This is a genomic window from Streptomyces sp. NBC_00045, from assembly GCF_045041095.1.
Taxonomy (GTDB): domain Bacteria; phylum Actinomycetota; class Actinomycetes; order Streptomycetales; family Streptomycetaceae; genus Streptomyces.
On sequence record NZ_CP108271.1, the window covers coordinates 5,948,605 to 5,966,599 of the forward strand.

At 71.7% G+C, this 17,995-nt stretch carries 13 protein-coding genes and 1 pseudogene; 9 read left to right on the forward strand and 5 right to left on the reverse strand.

The annotated features are described in order from the left end of the window. Window positions 1–75: 75 nt before the first annotated feature. From OHA65_RS27925 to OHA65_RS27935, 3 genes are all read left to right on the forward strand, one after another. Window positions 76–1,017 (forward strand): FadR/GntR family transcriptional regulator, encoded by a 942-nt coding sequence (locus OHA65_RS27925; RefSeq protein WP_327278929.1) that lies wholly within the window; start codon window positions 76–78, stop codon window positions 1,015–1,017. Window positions 1,018–1,380: 363 nt separating this feature from the next. Continuing rightward, window positions 1,381–2,955, forward strand: a complete 1,575-nt coding sequence (locus OHA65_RS27930) for an RNA polymerase sigma factor (protein ID WP_327278930.1) — start codon at window positions 1,381–1,383, stop codon at window positions 2,953–2,955. 102 nt (window positions 2,956–3,057) lie between these two features. Next, on the forward strand, window positions 3,058–4,038 hold the full coding sequence (locus OHA65_RS27935) for a serine protease (protein WP_329314718.1): 981 nt from the start codon (window positions 3,058–3,060) through the stop codon (window positions 4,036–4,038). A 168-nt stretch (window positions 4,039–4,206) separates the two neighbouring features. On the opposite strand, the gene OHA65_RS27940 is transcribed toward OHA65_RS27935, so the two are convergent. Beyond that, window positions 4,207–4,440, reverse strand: coding sequence for a hypothetical protein (locus OHA65_RS27940; protein ID WP_327278932.1), 234 nt, complete (start codon window positions 4,438–4,440; stop codon window positions 4,207–4,209). Window positions 4,441–4,883: 443 nt separating this feature from the next. On the opposite strand from OHA65_RS27940, the gene OHA65_RS27945 reads away from it, so the two are divergent. From OHA65_RS27945 to OHA65_RS27955, 3 genes are all read left to right on the forward strand, one after another. After that, a complete protein-coding gene (locus OHA65_RS27945) occupies window positions 4,884–7,004 on the forward strand; it encodes a DNA topoisomerase IV subunit B (RefSeq protein ID WP_327278933.1) in 2,121 nt (706 codons plus the stop codon). A gap of 138 nt (window positions 7,005–7,142) precedes the next feature. Further along, entirely contained in the window at window positions 7,143–7,634 is a 492-nt protein-coding gene (locus OHA65_RS27950) for a DUF485 domain-containing protein (protein WP_327278934.1), read from the forward strand. After that, the gene (locus OHA65_RS27955) at window positions 7,631–9,223 is read left to right on the forward strand and encodes a cation acetate symporter (protein ID WP_327278935.1); all 1,593 of its coding nucleotides are present in this window, start codon (window positions 7,631–7,633) and stop codon (window positions 9,221–9,223) included. Before OHA65_RS27950 ends, OHA65_RS27955 begins: the two co-directional genes overlap by 4 nt. A gap of 27 nt (window positions 9,224–9,250) precedes the next feature. Here the strand turns inward: OHA65_RS27955 and OHA65_RS27960 are convergent, their stop codons facing one another. Together OHA65_RS27960 and OHA65_RS27965 are read right to left on the reverse strand one after the other, a co-directional pair. Further along, window positions 9,251–9,949 carry a response regulator gene (locus OHA65_RS27960; RefSeq protein WP_327278936.1) on the reverse strand — a complete coding sequence of 233 codons (699 nt, stop codon included), beginning with the start codon at window positions 9,947–9,949 and terminating at the stop codon, window positions 9,251–9,253. Further along, entirely contained in the window at window positions 9,946–11,547 is a 1,602-nt protein-coding gene (locus tag OHA65_RS27965) for an ATP-binding protein (protein WP_405762611.1), read from the reverse strand. Before OHA65_RS27965 ends, OHA65_RS27960 begins: the two co-directional genes overlap by 4 nt. Window positions 11,548–11,597: 50 nt before the next feature. Between OHA65_RS27965 and OHA65_RS27970 the strand changes: the two are divergent. Then, window positions 11,598–12,110: pseudogene (locus OHA65_RS27970) on the forward strand (alpha-glucosidase); the annotation flags it as partial. A 31-nt stretch (window positions 12,111–12,141) separates the two neighbouring features. Here OHA65_RS27970 and OHA65_RS27975 read toward each other — a convergent pair. Next, window positions 12,142–13,389 (reverse strand): citrate synthase, encoded by a 1,248-nt coding sequence (locus tag OHA65_RS27975; protein ID WP_327278938.1) that lies wholly within the window; start codon window positions 13,387–13,389, stop codon window positions 12,142–12,144. 55 nt (window positions 13,390–13,444) lie between these two features. Here OHA65_RS27975 and OHA65_RS27980 point away from each other — a divergent pair, with 55 nt between their 5' ends. Next, entirely contained in the window at window positions 13,445–14,611 is a 1,167-nt protein-coding gene (locus OHA65_RS27980) for a citrate synthase/methylcitrate synthase (protein ID WP_405762612.1), read from the forward strand. Between the two features lie 14 nt (window positions 14,612–14,625). Further along, complete coding sequence (locus OHA65_RS27985; RefSeq protein WP_328763985.1) at window positions 14,626–15,870, forward strand: CobW family GTP-binding protein; 1,245 nt, start codon at window positions 14,626–14,628, stop codon at window positions 15,868–15,870. Window positions 15,871–15,886: 16 nt separating this feature from the next. Here the strand turns inward: OHA65_RS27985 and OHA65_RS27990 are convergent, their stop codons facing one another. Next, window positions 15,887–17,986 (reverse strand): restriction endonuclease, encoded by a 2,100-nt coding sequence (locus tag OHA65_RS27990; RefSeq protein ID WP_327278941.1) that lies wholly within the window; start codon window positions 17,984–17,986, stop codon window positions 15,887–15,889. Between the last annotated feature and the right edge of the window lie 9 nt (window positions 17,987–17,995).

The following is a 17,995-nucleotide window of genomic DNA, read 5'->3' on the forward strand; positions in this document are numbered from 1 at the left end:
CACAACCCCCCACAAAGGGCCCGGTTCTTTACGATAAGTCGTCAATTGCGCAGGTGGCACCGATCACCCTTTCGTGTGCTTTTCACCAAAGACCTCAAGGGTCGTCGAGGCACGGCCGACAAAGGATTCGTGAGTACCCTTGCGCACACCATGATGACCGCCGCCCGCCATGCCGACTCCGGCCTCGCCGGCCCGGGCGAACTCGACCGCTACCCCTACGCGGAAGCCTCCGGCACCGACCGCGTCGGAGCGCCCCACTGGGACGGCGCCGACGTCGAGTTGAGCCGGGTCGGGCGCCGCGCGGCAGGCAGCCGCGGCCGCGGACTGCACGGCCAACTCGTCCAACAGCTGGGCCAGATGATCGTCTCCGGCGACCTCGGTGCAGACCGTCCGTTGGTCCCCGAGGAGATCGGCCAGCGCTTCGAGGTCTCCCGCACGGTGGTCCGCGAATCGCTGCGCGTGCTGGAGGCCAAGGGCCTCGTCAGCGCCCGCCCCAACGTCGGCACCCGCGTCCGGCCCGTCGCCGACTGGAACCTGCTCGACCCCGACATCATCGAGTGGCGCGCCTTCGGGCCCCAGCGCGACGACCAGCGCCGCGAGCTCAACGAGCTCCGCTGGACCATCGAGCCGCTGGCCGCCCGCCTCGCCGCCGGCCACGGACGCCCGGACATCCAGCAGCGCCTCGCCGACATGGTCGAGATCATGGGCCACGCCCTCGGTCAGGGCGACGCGATCACCTTCGCGCGCGCCGACAACGAATTCCACGCACTCCTCATCCAGGTTGCGGGCAACCGCATGCTGGAGCACCTCTCCGGCATCGTCTCCGCGGCGCTCCAGGTGTCCGGCAGCCCCGTCACAGCCTGTGACCGCCCCAGCGAGGCGTGCGTCGCCCACCACGCGCGGATCGTCGAGGCCCTCGCGGCCGGCGACGCGACGGGCGCCGAGAACGCCATGCGCCAGCTCCTGATGGTGCACCCGGAGGTCGAGCGCGTGGTCCCCGCCCCGCGGGAACACTGACGGGCGGGCGGTCGGCGGCGCAGAGTGCTCGCACGTGCCGCCGGGCCACGGAGGTACCCGGGACGGGGTCCGCAGCGGTACCTCCCGGCGGCGGCCGGGAGAGGTCCCGGCGATGTCGGCGTGCACAAGCGGTCGGGGTGTGACTCGGGCCACGAAGAATTGGGCGTAACACTCCGCGAGGTCAAGCGATGACCTAGAGAGGTGATGGCCGACGGAGGGAAGACAGCAGCCCTTGCGGGTGCTGTGCAGCTCCCCGGCCCCTGCCCGCGCCCCCGGCCCATCCCCAGTCGGTGGTCGTCGGCTCCGGTCCAGCACCATCCGGCCGGGGTCGGAAGCCGTTTCCATCGTTCCGAGAGGTTGTTCGTGTCGGCCAGCACATCCCGTACGCTCCCGCCGGAGATCGCTGATTCCGAGTCTGTGATGGCGCTCATCGAGCGGGGCAAGGCCGAGGGGCAGATCGCCGGCGATGACGTGCGTCGGGCCTTCGAGGCTGACCAGATTCCTGCGACCCAGTGGAAGAATGTTCTGCGCAGCCTCAACCAGATCCTCGAGGAAGAGGGTGTGACGCTGATGGTCAGTGCCGCGGAGTCGCCCAAGCGCACCACCCGCAAGAGCGTCGCAGCGAAGACCCCGGCCAAGCGGACGGCCACGAAGACCGTCGCGGCGAAGACGACGGCTACGCGGACCGTCGCCGCTGCTGCGCCCGCGGCCGAGACGGTGGACCCGGAGCCCGTGGACGCTCCGGCGGAGGAGCTCGGAACCGAGCCCGCCGCGAAGAAGACCGCGGCGAAGAAGACGACGGCCAAGAAGGCGGCTCCCGCCAAGAAGACCGCCGCGAAGAAGGCGGCAGCGAAGAAGACCGCCTCCAAGAAGGACGCCGACGAGGGCGGCGAGGAGGAGCCCCTTGAGGAGGGCCCCGGCGCGGCCAAGGCGGAGGCCGAGGAGGAAGAGGACGGCGGCGAGAGCAAGGGCTTCGTCATCTCCGACGACGAGGACGACGCCCCGGCCCAGCAGGTCGCCGTGGCCGGAGCCACCGCCGACCCCGTCAAGGACTACCTGAAGCAGATCGGCAAGGTCCCCCTCCTCAACGCCGAGCAGGAGGTCGAGCTCGCCAAGCGGATCGAGGCGGGCCTGTTCGCCGAGGACAAGCTGGCCAATTCCGACAAGCTGGCCCCCAAGCTCAAGCGCGAGCTGGAGATCATCGCCGAGGACGGCCGCCGCGCCAAGAACCACCTGCTGGAGGCCAACCTCCGTCTCGTGGTCTCGCTGGCCAAGCGCTACACCGGCCGCGGCATGCTCTTCCTGGACCTGATCCAGGAGGGCAACCTGGGCCTGATCCGCGCGGTGGAGAAGTTCGACTACACCAAGGGCTACAAGTTCTCCACGTACGCGACCTGGTGGATCCGACAGGCGATCACCCGCGCCATGGCCGACCAGGCCCGCACCATCCGCATTCCGGTGCACATGGTCGAGGTCATCAACAAGCTCGCCCGCGTGCAGCGCCAGATGCTCCAGGACCTGGGCCGCGAGCCCACCCCGGAGGAGCTGGCCAAGGAACTCGACATGACCCCCGAGAAGGTCATCGAGGTCCAGAAGTACGGCCGCGAGCCGATCTCCCTGCACACGCCGCTCGGCGAGGACGGCGACAGCGAGTTCGGCGACCTCATCGAGGACTCCGAGGCGGTCGTCCCGGCCGACGCCGTGAGCTTCACGCTCCTCCAGGAGCAGCTGCACTCGGTGCTCGACACGCTGAGCGAGCGCGAGGCCGGCGTGGTCTCGATGCGCTTCGGTCTCACCGACGGCCAGCCGAAGACCCTCGACGAGATCGGCAAGGTCTACGGCGTCACGCGCGAGCGGATCCGTCAGATCGAGTCCAAGACGATGTCGAAGTTGCGACACCCGTCCCGCTCGCAGGTGCTGCGCGACTACCTGGACTGACCGGGCCGGGGACCGTACCGGAAGTGGCCGTGCGCGGGTGCGCACGGCCACTTGGCGTCCCACTCTGGGTGGAGTCATGCACACTCAGAGTCAGGAGGCCTCATGCGTCGTCCCTTTTCCCGTGCTCTGGCGGGCGCGCTGACCCTGGTGGCGGGAGCGGCAGCGGCGCCGCTGGCCCAAGCGCCGCACGCAGCCGCGGACAGCGTGGTGATCGGCGGGAGGCCGGTGAAGGCGGCCGACAGCCCGTGGGTGGTGGCACTCGCCAGCCGTGACCGGTTCGGGGGAACGCGAGGCGGCCAGTTCTGCGGGGGCGTCATCGTGGGCCCGACCAAGGTGCTGACCGCGGCCCACTGCCTGGGCCGCCAGGTGCTGGGCGGCCCGGTGGAGTCCGTCCCCGACTTCCGGGTGATCACCGGGCGCACGGAGCTGCGGGCGGCCGATGGCAGGGAGATCGCGGTCCGGTCGGCCCGGGTGAATCCGGCGTACGACTCCCGGAGCAATGCCGGGGACCTGGCCGTGCTGGAGCTCGACGAGGCCGTGCCCGCGCAGTACGTGCTCCCGATGGCCGAGGCGGGGCACCCCGGCTACGAGGCGGGCGGCGAAGCGGCCGTGTACGGCTGGGGCGACACGAGCGGATTCGGGGACTATGCGTACGCGCTGCGTGCCGCCCGGGTGACGGTGCTGGCGGACGAGGTCTGCCGGAGTGCCTACCCGGGGGACGCGGACGGGCAGTACCGGCCTGACTCCATGGTGTGCGCGGGACACGGTGACGGCGGCCGGGACGCCTGTCAGGGGGACAGTGGCGGGCCACTGGTCGCCCAGGGCAAGCTCATCGGGATCGTCTCCTGGGGCCGCGGCTGCGGGCGCCCCGACAGTCCGGGGGTATATACGAAGATCGCGCCGCTCACCGGCTTCGTGATGGCCCCGGAGGCGGCCCCGCGGACGAGTGGCGGCCAGAACATCGCATGGGGTGCCGAAAGGGGCTCCGGGCCGGCTGCACGGCCCGTACGGGGGCATGTGACGGGAGAGGTGCAGGGGACCCCGGGAGCGCCGGGGGTACGACACGGGCGCGGGAGCCGCTAGCCGGGGAGCCTGTGCGGGGGCGGGCAACCGGGCCGACCCACGGCTTTGCGGGGCTCCGGACATGAGGGCTCCGGACATGAGGACGGGCGGCTCCCCTGGGTCTCAGGGGAGCCGCCCGTCGACCGGCCTGGCCGGTCCTGGCTCGTCGGATGCGAGGTTAGGCCTGTGTCAGCGGTCCTCGTTGTCGGCATTCGCCGTCGGAGCGGACGTGAGCCGCTCGGTCTCATCCTGTATATCCGCGGCGATCTTCTTGAGTTCCGGCTCGAACTTACGCCCGTGGTGGGCGCAGAAGAGCAGTTCACCACCGCTCAGCAGGACGACGCGCAGATATGCCTGGGCGCCGCAACGGTCGCATCGGTCAGCGGCCGTCAGCGGGGTCGCGGGTGTCAGAACAGTAGTCACGTCGCCTCTTCTCTAGCTCGACGAGCTGTCGTACCAGGGTCAACATCCAACCAGGCCGAAAACGTTCCCGCTCGCGGCTTTTCCTCGAAACTACCTTCCGAAGCTGGCCGGCTGCTGCCGGTTGGCGGCGAAGGAGCCGTATTGCGTTGCTTTACGGTTTCGCGTTGTCAGTCGTTCGCTTGTAGCAGTTCCGTCCTCCCCGGCGGACTGCCGGTTGTTCATGAGGACGTGCCCGAACACTAAATGGTTCATGCCTGGAAGGGAACGTGATGTTTGCTTCACCCGCGCGAGGGATCGAACACCCGTGCGGTCCTGCACTACGCTGATGAAGCGCGAGGGTGGCGTTGCATCGGCTCTACCAGGCCTCGGTACCCTTCGACGGGCAACCGAGCCACCCTGCGCCCGACGGGCCAGAAAAAGAAATTCAGCGAGGAGCGAACTGCGTGACCGCCGACACGTCCGTGCCTTCCAGCGCACTGCTGTCCGGAGCAGACCGGGACGGCTCCAACTACACCGCGCGGCACCTGCTCGTCCTCGAAGGTCTTGAGGCCGTTCGCAAGCGCCCCGGCATGTATATCGGGTCCACCGACTCCCGAGGCCTCATGCACTGCCTCTGGGAGATCATCGACAACGCCGTGGACGAGGCCCTCGGCGGCTACTGCGACCACATCGAGGTGATCCTCCACGAGGACGCCTCGGTCGAGGTCCGCGACAACGGCCGGGGCATCCCCGTCGACGTGGAACCCAAGACCGGGCTGTCCGGCGTCGAGGTCGTCATGACCAAGCTGCACGCCGGCGGCAAGTTCGGCGGCGGCTCGTACGCGGCCTCCGGCGGCCTGCACGGCGTGGGCGCCTCCGTGGTCAACGCCCTCTCCGCCCGGCTGGACGTCGAGGTCGACCGCAACAGCTCCACCCACGCGATCAGCTTCCGGCGCGGCGTCCCGGGGATGTTCACCGAGCAGGGCCCCGAAAGTCCGTTCGATCCCGACAATGGCCTGCGCAAGGTCAAGCGGGTCGCCAAGGGCAAGACCGGCACCCGCGTCCGCTACTGGGCCGACCGGCAGATCTTCCTCAAGGACGCCCGGCTCTCGCTGGAGACGCTCTACCAGCGTGCCCGCCAGACCGCCTTCCTCGTCCCCGGCCTGACCATCGTCGTCCGCGACGAGCGGGCCATCGACGGCGCCGGCAAGACCGAGGAGACCTTCCGCTTCGACGGGGGCATCAGCGAGTTCTGCGACTACCTCGCGCAGGACAAGGCCGTCTGCGACGTGCTGCGCCTGAGCGGCCAGGGGACCTTCAAGGAGACCGTCCCCGTCCTCGACGAGCGCGGCCACATGACCCCCACCGAGGTCACCCGCGAGCTCGGCGTGGACATCGCCCTGCGCTGGGGAACCGGGTACGAGACCTCGGTCAAGTCCTTCGTCAACATCATCGCCACGCCCAAGGGCGGCACCCACATCACCGGCTTCGAGCGCTCGGTCACCAAGACCGTGAACGAGGTGCTGCGCTCGGCGAAGCTGCTGCGCGTCGCCGAGGACGACGTGGTCAAGGACGATGCGATGGAGGGCATGACGGCGGTCGTCACCGTCCGGCTGGCCGAGCCGCAGTTCGAGGGCCAGACCAAGGAGGTGCTCGGCACGTCGGCGGCCGCCCGGATCGTCGCAGCAGTGGTCGCCAAGGAGCTCAAGGCCTTCCTGACCAGCACGAAGCGTGACGACAAGCAGCAGGCCCGTGCCGTAATGGAGAAGATCGTCGCGGCCGCCCGGACCCGGATCGCCGCCCGCCAGCACAAGGAGGCGCAGCGCCGCAAGACCGCGCTGGAGACCTCCTCGCTGCCCGCGAAGCTGGCCGACTGCCGCAGTGACGACGTGGAGCGCAGCGAGCTCTTCATCGTCGAGGGAGACTCCGCCCTCGGCACCGCCAAGCTCGCGCGGAACTCGGAGTTCCAGGCACTGCTGCCGATCCGCGGCAAGATCCTCAACGTTCAGAAGGCGTCCGTCTCGGACATGCTGAAGAACGCCGAGTGCGGCGCGATCATCCAGGTCATAGGGGCCGGCTCGGGTCGGACCTTCGACATCGACGCCGCGCGCTACGGCAAGATCGTGCTGCTCGTCGACGCCGACGTCGACGGCGCGCACATCCGCATCCTGCTGCTCACGCTCTTCCAGCGGTACATGCGGCCGATGGTCGAGGCGGGCCGGGTCTTCGCCGCGGTGCCCCCGCTGCACCGCATCGAACTCGTCCAGCCCAAGAAGGGCCAGGACAAGTACGTCTACACGTACTCGGACAACGAGCTGCGCCAGACCCTGCTCGAATTCCAGCGCAAGAACATCCGGTACAAGGATTCGATCCAGCGCTACAAGGGTCTCGGCGAGATGGACGCGGACCAGCTGGCGGAGACCACCATGGATCCCCGTTTCCGTACCCTGCGCCGGATCAACATCGGCGACCTGGATTCGGCCGAGCAGGTCTTCGACCTGCTGATGGGCAATGAGGTGGCGCCGCGCAAGGAGTTCATCACGAGCTCCGCGGCGACCCTGGACCGCTCGCGCATCGACGCCTGACGGGCGCACCGGCACACCGGTGCTCTTCGCTCCATCACCTGTTGGAGTGAAGAGCACCGGGACACCAGTCCGGAAACCGTCCATACCGCACATCCTTGTGGGCACGCGGCCAATGCGGCAGCGGACAAGGAGAGTTCGGTGGACAAGCACGAAGGTCCCGACGCCGGAACGATCCGGCTCGACGATCCCTGGTACGACGCGCTGGCCGTCGGCTGGGGGGAGGGCGGGGGCGAGGAACCGCCGCCCCCGCGTCCGGCCGCCGGCGGCCGAGGCGCGCCCGGGGCGTCCGACATCTACCTCGAAGTGCAGCGCAGCGCCGCCTTCCAGGAGGTCCGCAGCCGCTACCGGGGGTTCGTCGTTCCGGCGACCGCCGGATTCCTGCTCTGGTACGTCGTCTACGTCGTCGCCGCCACGATGGCACCCGGCCTCATGGCCCGGCCCGTGGTCGGCGCGGTCAACGTGGCACTGCTGGCGGGTCTCGGCCAGTTCCTCAGCACCTTCCTGCTGACCTGGGCGTACGCCCGGCACGCGCGGCTGCGCCGGGACCGGGCCGCGCTGGACCTGCGCTGGACGGTCTTCGAGCAGGAGCGCGGCCAGGAGCGGCAGCGCAGCCGGGGGGCCGGCCGGTGACCAGCGAGCACCAGACCCTCGCGCTGATCCTGTTCAGCCTCTTCATCGCCGTCACGCTGGGCATCACCACCTGGGTCAGCCGCAACCGACATGGCTCGGCCGAGGAGTTCTACGCGGGCGGCCGACTGTTCTCCCCGCTGGAGAACGGTTTCGCCATCGCAGGCGACTACATGTCCGCAGCCTCCTTCCTCGGCATCTCCGGTCTGATCGCCCTCTTCGGCTACGACGGCCTGCTCTACTCGGTGGGCTTCCTCGTCGCCTGGCTCGTCGTCCTCTTCCTCGTCGCCGAACTGGTCCGCAACTGCGGCCGGTTCACCCTCGCGGACGTGGTCGCGGCCCGGATGAGCGAGCGGCCCGTCCGGATCGCCGCCGGCACCGCCTCCGTCACCGTCTCGGTGCTGTACCTCGTCGCGCAAATGGTCGGCGCGGGCAGCCTGGTGGGCCTGCTGCTCGGCGATTCCGGTACCGCGGCCCGGACCCTGACCGTGATCGGTGTCGGGGCACTGATGGTGGTCTACGTGTCCTTCGGCGGCATGCGCGCGACCACCTGGATCCAGATCGTGAAGGCCGTGCTGCTCATGGGCGGGGCCGTCACCCTCACCGTGCTCGTACTGCTGCGTTTCCACGGGGACTTCGACCAGCTGCTCCTCAGCGCCGCCGAGCGCAGCGGCCACGGGCGGCGGTTCCTCAGCCCGGGGCTCAAGTACGGCGGCGACTGGACCTCCCGCTTCGACTTCATGAGCCTCGGACTCGCACTGGTCCTCGGGACGGCCGGGCTGCCCCACATCCTGTCCCGCTTCTACACGGTGCCCACGGCGCGGGCGGCCCGCCGGTCGGTGGTGTGGGCGATCGCGCTGATCGGGGGCTTCTACCTGATGACCATCGTGCTCGGCTTCGGGGCGGCCGCGCTGGTCGGGCCGGAAGAGGTACGGGCGTCCAACGCCTCGGGGAACACGGCGGTTCCGCTGCTCGCGGCCTTCCTGGGCGGCGGGGCCGGTTCGACCGGGGGAGCGGTGCTGTTCGCCTTCGTGGCGGCGATCGCCTTCGCCACGATCCTGGCCGTGGTCGCCGGGATCACCCTGGCGTCCTCGGCCTCCGTGGCGCACGACCTGTACGCCTCGCTCAAGCGCCGCCACGCGCGCCAGCGCAGCGAGGTCGCGGTGGCCAGGGTCGCCGCCGTCGGGATCGGAGCGGTGGCGATCGCGCTGGGGCTGCTCGCCCAGGACCTGAACGTGGCGTTCCTGGTCGGGCTGGCCTTCGCGGTCGCGGCCTCGGCCAATCTGCCGGTGCTCCTGTACTCGCTGTTCTGGGGCTCCTTCACGACGCGGGGCGCCGTCTGGTCCGTGTACGGGGGCCTGATTCCGGCGGTGGTGCTGGTCGTCCTGTCGCCGGTGGTCTCGGGCAGCCCGGACTCCCTCTTCCCGGGGGTGAGCTTCCAGTTCTTCCCGCTGCAGAACCCGGGCCTGGTCTCGATCCCGCTGGGCTTCCTGGCGGGCTGGATGGGAACGGTCACCTCGGCGGAGGAGCCGGACGCGGCGAAGCACGCGGAGACGGAGGTCCGTTCCCTGACCGGCGCCGGAGCCGTCTGAGCGGGGCTCCCGTCGGGCGCCGGTCGGTCAGGGGCCCTCGGACGGGAGCCAGGAGTAGCGGTGTTCGGGGCGCCCCGTCTCGCCGTAGCGCAGGGCCAGGGTGACACGGGCGGTGCGCTCCAGGAGCTTCAAGTAGCGCTGGGCGGTCTGGCGGCTGATGCCGGCCCGGTCGGCGATTTGCTGGGTGGAGAGCGGGCCTTCGGCGGATCGCAGGACTTGGCGGACCAGTTCGGCGGTGGTGGCGGAGTGGCCCTTGGGCAGCTCGTTCGGTGAACCGGCCGTGGCGAGGGCGCCGAAGATCCGGTCCACTTCGGCCTGTTCGGCTTCGCCGCCCGTCTCCAGGGTGCGGCGCAGGGAGCCGTACGCCTCCAGGCGGGTGCGCAGGCCCGCGAAGGTGAAGGGCTTGACCAGGTACTGGAGGGCGCCGAGGCGCATGGCGGACTGGACGGTGGTCAGGTCGCGGGCGGCCGTCACCATGATCACGTCGGTGCGGTGGCCGAGCTGGCGCAGCCGGCGGACCAGGTCCAGGCCGTTCTCGTCCGGGAGGTAGTGGTCGAGGAGGATCAGGTCCACGGGCCGGGTGTCGAGGACGTCCAGGGCTTCGGCCGCCGAATGGGCCTGGGCGCAGACGCGGAAGCCGGGAACCTTCGCCACGTACGCCGCGTTGATCCGGGCAACACGCATGTCGTCGTCGACGACCAATACGTGAATCGGGGTCTCGTTCATCGCAGGGCCTCCGGGAGTACGACGGAGAACTCCGCCCCTCCGTCCGCTGTCCCGCCGGCCCGGGCCGTGCCGCCCTGCCGCTCCGCGAGGCGGCGTACGAGTGCCAGACCCAGCCCGCGCTCGCGGTGGGCCTTGGGCTGCTTGGTCGACCAGCCCTCGTTGAAGATCTCCTCGTGGCGGCCCGCCGGGACACCGGGCCCGCTGTCCCGCACGCGGAGGACCGCCGTACGGCCTTCGGCGCGCAGCTCGACTTCGACCAGGGGCTCGGCGGAGCCGGCCGCCGCGTCCAGGGCGTTGTCCACCAGGTTGCCCGTGATGGTGACGAGGCCGCCGGGATCGATGAGGCGGTCGGGCAGGAAGGTGGCGTCGGCGAGGCGCAGCGGGACGCCGCGCTCGGCAGCGACGGTCGCCTTGCCCACGAGAAGGGCGGCCAGCAGCGGGTCGTGGACCTTCTCGGTGACCTGTTCGGCAGTGCTGCGGTGCACTCCGACGACCTCGGTGACGAACTCCACCGCCTCCTCGTGCAGGCCCAGCTCCAGCAGGCCGAGGAGGGTGTGGAGGCGGTTGGCGTGCTCGTGGTCCTGTGCGCGCAGGGCGTCGATCAGGCCCTTGGTGGAGTCGAGCTCACGGCCGAGGTGCTCCAGCTCGGTGCGGTCTCGCAGCGTGGCGACGGCGCCGCCGTCCTCGGTGGGCATCCGGTTGGCGACCAGGACCCGGGGTCCCTGGACGGTGAGCAGGTCCCGGCCGGTGACACGGCCGGAGAGGACGTCGGTGGTGCGGCCGGCGGCCAGTACGTCGTCCAGCGGGCGTCCGGCGACGGTGGCGGCGGCATCCGGGGGGAGGCCCAGAAGGCGGGCGGCCTCGTCGTTGACCAGCCGGATCCGGCCGTCGCGGTCGAGGGCGACCACGCCCTCGCGGATCGAGTGCAGCATCGCCTCGCGTTCGGCGAGTAGACCGGCGATATCGGAGAAGGCCAGGTCGCGGGTCTGCCGCTGGATCCGGCGGGACAGCAGGTAAGCGGCGAGCGCGCCCGCCGCGAGCGCGCCGCCCGCGTAGGCGAGCAGGCCCGGGATGGCGCCGAGCAGCCGCTCGTGGACGCTGTCGTAGGCGATGCCGACGGAGACGGCGCCGACGATCTCCCCGTCGGCCGCGAGGAGCGGGACCTTGCCGCGGGCGGAGCGGCCGAGCGTGCCCTCGTCGATCTCCATGACCTCGCGGCCCGCGAGGACGTCGCTCGGGTCGGTGGAGACGGGCAGGCCGATCCGGTCGGTTCCGGGGTGCGAGCGGCGGATTCCGTCCAGGTCCATGACGACCACGTACTCGGCCCCGGTGGCGCGGCGGATCCGCTCGGCCGAGGCCTGCACCGGGCTGTCGGGCGTCGGCCCGGAGTCGAGGAGATCGGCGGCCAGTGACGGGTCCGCGGCCGCGCTCTGGGCGATGGCCAGGGCGCGCCGCATGGCCTGGTCGTCGAGCTGAGCGCTGAGCGGGGCCAGGAAGAGCCCGGTGGCCAGCACGGCGACCCCGGCGGCGATGGCCAGCTGGGTCAGCAGGATCTGCGAGACGGCCCGTCTGGGCAGCCCGAGGCGCCGAGCACTCATGTGGAGGAACCGCATGACCAGCAACCGTAGGTCGCCTTCGGCCCGAGGGGAACCACGACGTGACCCGCACCGCCACCCGCTACGGGCGCGCCGACATCGGCTTCGACTTCGCCGCCACGGCCTTCGGTACCCCCACCGGCCCGGGCTTCGGTACCCGGCGGGCGCGGGCCGCGGCCCTGCTGACGCTCGCCCTGCCCGGCGCCGTGTACGCGTACCAGGGGGTGGAACTGGGCCTGCCGGAAGCCGGCATACCGATCAGCCGGATCCAGGACCCCATGCGCGTCCGGTCCGGCGGCAGCCGACCCGGGGCGGGACGGCTGCCGGGTCCCACTGCCGTGGACTGCCGAGCCGTGGCGCGACCCCCGGCTGCGCGCGCCGCCCGGGGAGCTGGCCTTCGCCCGCTCGCCCGGGGTGCTGGCCTTCGCTCGCCCCGACGGGCTCGTCTGCATGGTCACCTACCCGTCGCGCCGGTCCCGCTGCCGGAGCCTACGAGCCCCCTGCTGAGCAGTTCCGCCCCGGACCACGAGGGGCTGCTCGTGCGGGACGCGGCGGTCCGGCTGCGGCCCTGGCACCGCGGCCGGAGCGCCGCCGCCGTCACGGCAGCGGTCGGGGTGGGCGCGGACCCTGGTACTGGCCGCTCGGGCGCATCCGCAGCGGCCGCTCCTGGTACTCTTCCAGCGCGTGCGCGATCCAGCCCGCCGTCCGCGACACCGCGAACACCGTCTCCCCGGCCTCCGCGGGCATCCCGCAGGACACCGTCAGCACGGCCAGGGCCAGGTCGACATTGGCGTGCAGCCCGTCCCGGCGTGCCGCCGCCGTCGCGACGACCTCCCGGGCGGCCGCCAGAGCGGGGCCGGCCTGCGGCACGTCCTCCAGCCGGGCGAACAGCGCCGTGGCCCGCGGGTCCTCGCCCTCGTACAGCCGGTGCCCGAGCCCCGGAACCCGCCGTCCCGCACGCAGGTGGTCGGCGACCACCGGCGCGGCCCCGCCCCGCTCCAGCGCCTCCACCAGCATCCGGTGCGCGAGCCGTCCGGCCGCGCCGTGCAGGGGGCCCTCCAGTGCACCGAGGCCGGCCGAGACCGCCGCGTACGGATGGGCCCGCGCCGACGCGGCCACCCGTACGGCCAGGGTCGAGGCGGCCAGATCGTGGTCGATGAGCAGCGTGAGGGCCAGGTCGAGGGTGGAAAGGGCCGCCGGGTCCGGCTGCCGTTCGGTCAGCCGGCACCACAGTTGCTCCGCGAGCGTTCCGGCCCCGGATTCCGTCCGGCCCAGTACGGGCAGGGCGGCCGCCAGCGTCGGGATCAGACAGCGCGCGGAGCCCAGTACGGCCTCCGCCGACAGGTCGAAGCGCAGCGGATCCGTCACCGCGGCCGCCGCCGTCGCCACCCGCAGCCGGTCGATGGGCCCGCTGTGCTCGGGCAGCGCGGCCACGGCGCGCCGGGCGGCGGCGAGGGCCTGCGGGGGAGCGGCGAACCGGACCCCGCGCGGCAGCGCCCCGGTCCAGAGCCACTCGGCGACCTCCTCGTAGCGGTACCGCGCGGCCAGCTCGACCGCGTCCACGCCGCGGAAGTAGTACCGGTCGGGCTCGATGAGCGTGAGCGAGGTGCGTACGGCGAGCGCCGCGCCCGGGGGCGAAGCCGCCTCGCGCCGGTTGCGCCGGGCCAGCTCCGCCACCTCGCGGGCGTCGAAGCTGCTGCCCCGGCCGACGGGGTCGCGGCGGCTGGTGAGCTGGCCGCGGCTGACGTACGCGTACACGGTCGCGGGCTTCACCCCGAGCAGCTCGGCCGCCTGCCGGGTACTGATCCGGCGCTCACCATCCGCGCCGTCCGCCTGATCATTCATGATGCTCACCCTATATATATTGATTGAATCAACATTGACAAGGATTTAATCCATCATGGATGGTCGGCACATGAACACCTCCGTCGATGTGCCCCGCGGTCTCGCGGGAGTCGTGGTCACCGAGACCGAACTCGGTGACGTCCGAGGCCGAGAGGGCTTCTACCACTACCGCCAGTACTCGGCCGTCGAGCTCGCCGCGAGCCGCAGCTTCGAGGACGTGTGGCACCTGATGTTCCGCGGCGCGCTTCCGGTCGACGCCGCCGAACGGGCCGCGTTCGCCGCCGAGATCGCCCCGCTGCGCCGGCTGCCCGACGCGGTGCGCGACGCACTTCCCGCCCTCGCCCGGGCCACCGCGCTCTCCGGTCCCCTCGCCGGACTGAGGACCGCGCTCTCGCTGCTCGGCGCCTCCGCAGGGTTCCGTCCCGTCTACGACATCGACCCCGGGCGGCGGACCGCCGACGCGCTGGCCGCCTGCGCCGCCGTACCGACCCTGCTCGCCGCGCTGCACCGGCTGGGGCAGGGCCTGGAACCGGTCGAACCGCGCGCGGACCTCCCGTACGCCGCCAACTACCTGTACATGCTCACCGGGCAGGAGCCCGACCCGGTCAGGGCGCGTGCGGTCGAGCAGTACCTGATCTCCACCGTCGACCACGGCTTCAACGCCTCGACCTTCACCGCCCGCGTGATCGCCTCCACCGGCGCGGACGTCGCGGCCTGCCTCACCGGCGCTATCGGCGCGCTCTCCGGCCCGCTGCACGGCGGCGCGCCCAGCCGAGCCCTGGACACCTTGGACGCCATCGGCACCTCGGACCGCATCGAGCCGTGGATCCGCGAACGGGTCCTCGCCGGCGACCGGATCATGGGCTTCGGGCACCCCGTGTACCGGACCGAGGACCCGCGCTCGCGGATGCTGCGGGACATCGCGCTGCAGTTCGGCGGCCCGCTCGTGGACTTCGCCGTGGAGGTGGAGCGGCACGTCGAGGAGATCCTCGCCGAGCTGAAGCCGGGGCGGGAGCTGCACACCAACGTGGAGTTCTACGCGGGCGTGGTCATGGAGCTGTGCGGGCTGCCGCGCGAGATGTTCACCCCGACCTTCTGCGCGGCCCGCGTGATCGGCTGGAGTGCGAACATCCTCGAACAAGCGGCCGATTCGAAGATCATCCGTCCGGCGGCCCGGTACGTCGGCCCGAACCCGCCCGAGCCGGTTCCGGCGCTCGGCTGACTACGATCGGTCGTGTGAACAGCCGTCAGCCCGCCCAGCCGATTCCCGTCGTCGTGCTTTCCGGATTCCTCGGATCCGGCAAGACGACGCTGCTCAACCACCTCCTCGGCAACCGGGGAGGCACCCGGATCGGCGTCGTCGTCAACGACTTCGGCTCGATCGAGATCGATGCGATGTCCGTCGCGGGCCAGGTCGGCGACTCGATGGTCTCGCTCGGCGGCGGCTGCCTGTGCTGCGCCGTCGACAGCAGCGAGCTGGACGCGTACCTGGAGAAGCTGTCCGCGCCCGTCCATCGGATCGACGTGATCGTCATCGAGGCGAGCGGGCTGGCCGAGCCCCAGGAGATGATCCGGATGCTGGTGGCCGGCGAGAACCCTGCCGTCCGGTACGGCGGGCTGGTGCAGGTCGTGGACGCCGCGGAGTTCGACGCGACCCGGGCCAGGCACCCGGAGACCGACCGCCACCTGGCCGTCGCGGACCTGGTGGTGCTGAACAAGACCGACCGGGTGGAGGCGGCCGCCCTCGCCCGGATCGAGGCCGAGCTGGGCACGCTCTGCCCCGGCACGCCGGTGGTGGCCGCCGACCACGGCCGGATCGACCCGGAGCTGCTCTTCGACCGGCGGCCGTGGACCGAGACCCAGGGACAGCTGTCCTTCGAGGACCTGATCTCGCAGGCCAGGGAAGCCGATGCCGCGGACACCTCCGCCGACACGGATCACGAGCACCACCATCAGCACGAGGACCACAGCGGGCACGCGCACGCGCTGTACGAGAGCACGGAGTTCGTGTCCGAGCAGGCCCTGAACCCGCGCCGGTTGATCGACTTCCTGGACCGCCGCCCGGCCGGGCTGTACCGGATCAAGGGCTTCGTCCACTTCGGCGTCCCCGGCCACGAGGAGCGCTACGAGGTCCACGCGGTCGGCCGGTTCCTCCGCTTCGCGCCGGGCCCCTGGGGACGGGGCGAGCCGCGCCGGAGCCAGCTTGTCCTGATCGGCTCCGGTACGGACGGCCCCGCCCTGCTCCGGGACCTGGAGGCCTGCCGCGAACCGGCGCCGCAGGACGCGGCCCCGGAGAGCATGTGGGGCGTCCTGCGCTACGTCGACCGCCCCGCGCAGGAGGGGGCGGAGCCGCAACCGGAGCCGTACGGGGCGCAGCCTTACGAGCCCGAGCCTTACGAGCCCGAGCCTTACACGTCCGGGTCTTACGCGCCCGAGCCGTACGGCGAACCCGGCCCGGACCTCCGTCCGGAAGAGGCGTAGGCCGTACCGAGGCCGGTCAGGCGACCTCTACGCCGTACGCGCCCAGCAGGTCTTCCAGGCCGCCGCGGTAGCCCTGGCCGCCGATCACGAAGTCCCAATCGCCGTTGGACCGGCGCCGGAAGGAGCCGAGGACCAGAGCGGTCTCCCCGGCGCGCCCGTCGGAGACGTCCAGCCGTCCGAGTTCCTCGCCGCCCGCGGACAGCAGGCGGATGTGGGCGTCGGTGAACCCGGCGAGGTCGGCGCGGGGATCGACCTCCGGATCGATCGCGGCAACGAGGACCAGGCGGTCGGCGCGTTCGGGCAGGGCGTCGAAGGACACCTCCAGGGCGGCCTTGTCGGGTGCCGAGTGCGCGCGGGATCGGACCGAACCGTCCGGGGTCCGCGGGTTGTTGAAGAACACGAAGTGCTCCTCGCTCAGCACCCGCCCGCCCTCGCAGACGAGCGCGCAGACGTCCAGCGCGACCGACCCCGACCAGGACATGCCGAGCACGTTGTAGTCCGCCGGGGGAGTCGGCTCGGGCGCCCGCGGCGCCGCGACCGCCGGGGCCGCGGCGCCGCCGCCGAGCCGGCCGCGCAGTCCGTACTGGTGCAGCAGCCCGACCAGGTCCGCCCCGGGAACCAACTCCAGCGGCTTGCCGTTGGCAAAGGTGTACGACCCGGGCCCGAAGGAAGCGGTGGTGACGAGCACCCCCTTGTTCGCCCCCTTGTCCTGGACCGTGCCGTACAGATCACGCACGGCCGTCGGCGGCACCGTGTTCCGGTAGCGCTTGACCTGCACCACGATCCGCCCGCCCCGGATCGGCGCCGGGTCCAGCGCTTCCACGTCGACCCCGCCGTCGCCCGACCGCTGCGTGGTCACCGCCTCCATGCCCATCGCCCGGAACAACTCGGCGACCAGGTTCTCGAAGGCGATCGGGTCCATCGCGAAGAGGTCCGGCTCGTCGTCGTCCGCATCGCCCGCGTGCCCGCCGTGGCTGACGACACCTCCTCCGACCTCGTCGGGCCGGCGCCCCGGGCGCACCGCCGTCAGCTGGTCGGGGCGCACCGACAGCTGCCCGCCCAACCCCGAGACCAAACAGTCCACGGCGCTGACCTGCTCCAGCCGCACTCCGTCGAAGGCGCTGCGCTCCGCCGGCAGCGTGGAGAGCACGAACCGTGCCTCCTGACCCGTCGCCGGATCGTGGCAGTCCACGAAGCCGTTGACCACGACCGAGTCCAGTACGCCGAACTCGTCCGCCGCGTACAACTCGCGCACCACCAGCAGCATGCACTGCGCCAGCAGGTCCCGGTACAGCGCCCGGCGTTCCGTCACCGGGCGGGGCTTCACCTTGTCCTGGTCCGTGCTCGGCAGGTACTGCACCGCCCTGGCCTCCGGCACCACCGCGTACCCGGGGAGCTCCCAGTCCAGCACCAGCTGGCGCGCCGCCGGATCGTAGGCGGCCGCCACCTGCCTCGGCAGCGCCTCGGGCCAGGCCGTCGAGGCGTACAGGGCGGCCGAGAAGTACTCCACCGCCGCTTCCGCGTCGCCCGTGCGAAGGGCGGTGGCCAGCTCGGTGAGCCCGCTGTTGTGCGCCCGTACCCCGACGAGCTGCTCGGCGGCCCACCGGTCGTACTGCTGCCGATACGCGGCCAGTTGCTGTTGGCGCTGCGCCTCCGCGGCGCTCGCGGCCTGCCAGGCCTCGGTGTACCGGGCGTGGGCCTCCCGCTCCGCCTGCGCCCGGTGGCTGGAGCCGAGGGTCCAGCCACTGCTCTGCTGCTGGAACTGATCGATGCGCGGCATCGGCACCGGATGTGCCAGGGCCCCGGGGTTGAAGGGTTCCAGCTGCTCGGGTCGGGCCAGGGCGGATATCCGGAAGGCGGGCGCCCGGCAGCCGGAGACCAGCAGGCCCTTGAGGGCGTCGACCTCCGCGTCGATCTGCGCGGTCCGCCGCAGGGCCTCGGCCTCGCGGTACTGCCGATGGCTGCGGTTGGCGTCCCGTTCCTGGGTCCGCTGCCGGTCCCGTTCGTACGCCCCCAGCCGGCGCTCGGCCTCCCGCTGCTGGATCAGCTGTGTCTGCTGCTGCCGGCGCTGGGCCTCGGCCCAGTCACCGATCAATCCGCCCGACCGACGACTCATCAGCTGTGT